We start from the raw sequence: 3,912 nt of genomic DNA on the forward strand, positions 1-3,912 counted from the left end.
AGAAAAGTTTATACAGATTACTTTTTTGATGAGCCTGCCTACAATACTCATGACGGTGGATTTATTCCTCTTGAGGAGCCTAAAGCTCCCCAACAACCGTTAAAAATTCCAGAACTACTAAAGCCGGATAAGGAAACCGATACCGATATGTATTACACGGTCATCGCCCAAACCGGTGAAGTTCAGTTATTACCAGGCAAAAAGACCAAAACTTGGGGGTATAACACCGATCTTTTGGGAAAGACCATTCTGTTTAAAAAAGACAAAATGATCCATATTACCCTGAAAAATGAACTCCCTGAATTGACAACATTTCATTGGCACGGTTTGAACGTTTCCGGACCAATCACTGACGGTGGCTGTCACGCGCCGGTATATCCTGGCGAAAGCACCCAAATTGAATTCAAGTGTGATCAACCAGCCGCAACGTTGTGGTTACATGCCCACCCGTGTCCAGCTACTGCTGAACATGTTTGGAAGGGATTAGCAACTGCCGTGGTGGTTAAAGATGACGTCGAAAGCAAATTGCCATTTCCAAGAAACTACGGTGTGGACGATATTCCGTTGATTTTACAAGACCGTCGTTTCCACGAAGACAACCAATGGGACTATATGGCTGACTATGACCCTGACGGCGTGCAGGGGCCCACTGCGATGATTAATGGTACTATTAACCCATACTTCGACGTAACCACGCAGCGGCTTCGATTACGCATCCTGGACGGCGCCAATCGACGTGAGTGGCGGCTGCACTTTAGTGACGATTTAAAGTTTACCCAAATCGCCTCTGATGGTGGCATTATGCCCGAACCAGTTGATTTTACCCACTTGATGCTGACATGCGCAGAGCGGGCAGAAGTAATTGTCGACTTTGGTCAGTACAAGCCGGGCGATGAGGTCACTTTATTCTGTGACGACGTTCCAATTATGCGGTTTAGAATTCATGAATTTGCCCCGGATAATACACAACTGCCAGATCATTTAGTTGATATTCCGGACCCAGATGTCACGCCAGGTGCCCCCGTTCATAAGGTCGTCATGTCTGGAATGGACGAAGAAGTCATGATGAATGGCAAGAAATTTGATATGCAACGGATTGACGACAAACAAAAACTGGGCAACGTTGAGTATTGGGACATTAGCAATACCAATGATATGAGCAACGGAATGGTTCACCCCTACCATATGCATGGAACTCAATTCCAAGTTGTTTCAAGAAACGGCGACGAGCCTTATCCAAATGAACATGGATTAAAGGATACCGTTGGGGTTAACCCTGGTGAAACCGTCCGTCTGAAAGTCGGCTTCGATCACCTTGGGGTCTATATGAACCATTGCCACATCATTGAACACGAAGATGGCGGCATGATGGCCCAATTTGAAGTCTACGATCCTGATCATCCAAAACAATACAAGTTAATGGATATGGATACTTTAATGAATGCGTTCGCCAAAGAACGTGGCGTCAAGGTTGAAGATCTCAATATTCCGGGCATGGATATGTAAGCCTAATTCTTGCGAAAGAACAAGGGCTGTGCTATTATAAGTTTTGGAATGAAAAATGAATAAAGCTGTTAGGTGAGGCTCCTATGTGGAAAATGCTACTGCTCAGAAACGTCGAAAAACGCCAATGAGTCAGCTGTCCAGGTCAAAGTAAGGCTTGGACTAATGTAGCTGTTAATTTTTAACTACAACACATAGTGCTAAAGCTCAACGACTGGCGATAAGTGGTTTATTGTGTCCAGTCGTTATCGGCTGGACACTTTTCATTACCAAATAAAAAACTTTGAAGAGGTGAGAGTTATGACAGCAGAATTTACAGACCCAGGAGCGACGAAGCACCAGTCTACCAAGGGAAGCCCGGTTGTGATAACTCTCGCACAGCTTCATGCTTAGTGAGAAATTGTGATAACCGATCTTCCCGAATTGAATAAATGTTTGACGCGTCTAAACGTTTTGTTTCTTGCTTATTAGCTTTACAGCTAGATGATTCACAAAAAATTTCCCGACTTCGTTTGTTTAGACGAATCAACTTTTGGGAATTCGGTTAATACAATTTCTCGGTGGTCTCGACCGTTTAGGTACTGACGTACTTGTGGTCGATCGGCTACTCATAGTCGAAAAACGCTTCACCTTTTAGGAAACTAATTGGGGAGAAATCGATTAATCGTACTAAATTGCCACACATAAAACGATAATAATAGTAATTATGAGGACGAAACCTCCAAGAATCCGGTGGAAACTGATTCTTGCAAGATGACTGCTATCTTATCGAAAATAACATTATAAAGCCGCCAACGTAAATTCGTTGACGGCTTTTAATATACATCATCAAAAAAGGCTGACGCATTGTTTTTACGCCAACCTTTTTATCATTCTATCGTGGAACTATTCGGCCCTTTCGGGTACGCCGTGTTTTTTAAATGAGGCAATGTACTTCTTAGATTTTTCTTCGTCGAACTCTTTTTCTGACTTGCCAATAACCACGGTTGCAAGTGAGTTTCCAACCACGTTAACGGCAGTCCGGCCCATATCAACTATTCGATCAATTCCGGCAATGAACGTTAATCCGGTTACCGGGACACCGATCGTTGAGATAGTCGCCAGAAGGACCACAAAGGAGGCGCCAGGGACGCCGGCCATCCCCTTAGAGGTAATCATCAGTACAACCAACAACGTGATCTGTTGGCCAATTGAGAGGTTAATATGGTAGGCCTGAGCAAGGAACAGTGCTGCAATCGATTGGTAGATTGCTGAACCGTCCAGGTTAAAGGTGTAGCCAGTTGGAATGACGAAAGAAACGATTCCCTGGCTGGTTCCAAATTTATCCATTTTCTCAATCATCTTTGGTAACACCGCTTCAGAACTAGCGGTTGAAAATGCTAACACAATTTCGTCTTTGATGACCAATAGTAAATCAAAAATGCTAAATCCAAATATCTTTGCCACTATCCCCATAATTACCAGTATGAACACGGTCATGGTGACATAGGCAATTGCCACAAAATAACCCAAAGGAATCAAAGCACCGATTCCCATTTCTGCCAAAGCAACACCAATCAGCGCACAAACACCGATTGGCGCCACATGCATCACCCAATTTGTGACCTTGAACATGACTTCAGCCACGGCATTTAGACCATCAATTAAAATCTGGCCTTTTTCACCGATTGCTGCAATCCCCAATCCAAAAAAGACGGAAAAGAAAATGACGGGCATCATATCGCCATTCGCTAAGGATTTAAAAATATTTGTCGGGATAATCCCCATCAAAGTTCCCCAAATTCCAGTATGCTCAGCAGTCTTTGCAGTCGCCATATATTGACTGATATCTGAACCATGAAGTGAATGAATATCGATTAACGTTCCGGGGTGAAGCACATTGGCAACAATCATCCCAAGTGCAATTGCAATAGTTGTCATCAATTCAAAATAGATAATCGTTTTGAGTCCAACCCGCCCCAATTTCTTAATATCGCCCATACTGGCAATACCAACAGTTAAGCAAGAAACCACGATCGGTAGCACAATCATCTGAATCAAATTAATAAACATTGTGCCAATATTTTGCATCGCAGTAATTGCCGTGTTGTTTTTGTAAAAAATCACTCCAAAGACAACACCTATCACGAGTCCAATCAGGATTTGCCACCCTAAACTTAGACGGTAAGATCGATAGCGCTTCATAATTTCACCTATATTCCTTAAAAATACGTACTATTTCAATATAAAACAAAAGCCTTCAATAGTAAATACCATTGAAGACTTTCTAAATTGCGTGGCAACGTCCTACCCTCGCAGGGGGCGATCCCCCAACTACTCTTGGCGTGCAGAAGCTTAACTTCTGTGTTCGGCATGGGAACAGGTGTATCCTTCTGGCTATCGCCACCACACTATTTTCCTGTGAAAGAA

General features: G+C 43.2%; 2 protein-coding genes, 1 rRNA gene and 1 riboswitch. Of the genes, 1 reads left to right on the top strand and 2 read right to left on the bottom strand.

Features of this window, described 5'->3' with window-relative positions; genetic code table 11:
* A partial coding sequence (locus AB3112_RS09220) for a multicopper oxidase family protein (protein WP_367334354.1) occupies positions 1-1,506 on the top strand: 1,506 nt, incomplete at its 5' end.
* A 57-nt stretch (positions 1,507-1,563) separates the two neighbouring features.
* Positions 1,564-1,729, top strand: a riboswitch (M-box (ykoK) riboswitch).
* Positions 1,730-2,388: 659 nt separating this feature from the next.
* Here the strand turns inward: AB3112_RS09220 and AB3112_RS09225 are convergent.
* On the bottom strand, positions 2,389-3,687 hold the full coding sequence (locus AB3112_RS09225; RefSeq protein ID WP_084974064.1) for a cation:dicarboxylase symporter family transporter: 1,299 nt from the start codon (positions 3,685-3,687) through the stop codon (positions 2,389-2,391).
* An 89-nt stretch (positions 3,688-3,776) separates the two neighbouring features.
* A 5S ribosomal RNA gene (gene rrf / locus AB3112_RS09230) occupies positions 3,777-3,893 on the bottom strand.
* Positions 3,894-3,912 lie beyond the last annotated feature (19 nt).

The organism is Lentilactobacillus sp., from assembly GCF_040773105.1.
Taxonomy (GTDB): domain Bacteria; phylum Bacillota; class Bacilli; order Lactobacillales; family Lactobacillaceae; genus Lentilactobacillus; species Lentilactobacillus parabuchneri.